The 1,281-nt window shown below is 72.3% G+C and carries 1 protein-coding gene; it reads left to right on the forward strand.

Features of this window, described 5'->3' with window-relative positions; translation table 11 throughout:
- On the forward strand, positions 1 to 1,281 hold a 1,281-nt coding region (locus tag KXR53_RS35485; protein WP_437380329.1), incomplete at both ends, for a condensation domain-containing protein.

Here is a 1,281-nt window from a genome sequence, read left to right on the forward strand (position 1 = left end):
GGGCCACGACAGCGCCAGGCTGCGGCTGGATGCAGCCGCGACGGAGGCGCTGAAGGCCTTCGCCCGGCGCGAGCGGGTGACGCTGAACACGGTGCTGCAGGGGGCCTGGGCCTTGCTGCTGTCGCGGATCACCGGGCAGCGGCGGGTGGCGTTCGGGGCGACGGTGTCGGGGCGTCCGGCGGAGCTGCGCGACGCCGAGGCGCTGCTCGGGCTGTTCATCAACACCCTGCCGGTGGCGCCGGACCTGGATCCGGTCGAGCCGGTGGGCGACTGGCTGCGGCAGCTGCAGGCGGAGAACGCGGCGCTGCGCGAGCACGAGGCGACGCCCTTGTACGAGATCCAGGGCTGGGCGGGGCAGGGCGGACGGTCGCTGTTCGACACGATCCTGGTGGTCGAGAACTACCCGGTCGACCAGGCGCTGCGCGAACGCGACGTCCAGGGGCTGCGCTTCGGCGCGGTCGCGAATCTGGAGACCACGAACTACGCCCTGACCCTGACGGTGCAGGCGGGCGGGGATCTCGAGATCGGCTGGAGCTGGCGGCGCGACGCCTTCGACCAGGATCGCATCGACCAGCTGATGCGGCAGCTCGAGGCGCTGCTGCTGCGCATCGCGGAAGACGCATCGATGCCTTTGGGCCGGATCGCCCTGCCGACCGAAGAAGACAGGCAGCGCCTGGCGCAGTGGAACGCGACGGACACGGCGTATGAGGCGGTGCCGACCGTGCTGGCGCTGATCGCGCGTCAGGCGCGGGCGACGCCTCAGGCCGAGGCGCTGGTGTTCGGAGACCAGCGCCTGAGCTACGCCGAGCTGGACGGCCGGGCGAACCGGCTGGCCCAGGCCTTGGTCGCCCGCGGCGTCGGGCCGGACGTGCTGGTCGGGGTGGCGGCGGAGCGGTCGGTCGCGATGGTGCTGGCGCTGCTCGGCATCGCGAAGGCGGGCGGGGCCTATCTGCCGCTCGACCCCGAGCATCCGCGCGAGCGCCTGGCCGGCACCATCGCCGAGACCGGCCTCAGGCTGGTGCTGGCCCAGGCGCATCTCATCGAGCGGCTGCCGGACGGGGTCGAGGTGGTGGCGCTGGAGGGCTGGGACCTGTCCGGCTATCCCGATGAGGCACCGGCGGTGGACTGGCATCCGGAGGGGCTGGCCTACTGCATCACCACCTCGGGCTCGACCGGCAAGCCCAAGGCGGTGGGCAACAGCCACAAGGGGCTCTTGAACCGGCTGCAATGGATGCAGGCGGAATACGGCATCGGTCCGGGGGACCGGGTGCTGCAGAAGAC

This window comes from Inquilinus limosus (genome assembly GCF_051487185.1).
Lineage (GTDB): Bacteria > Pseudomonadota > Alphaproteobacteria > DSM-16000 > Inquilinaceae > Inquilinus > Inquilinus limosus_F.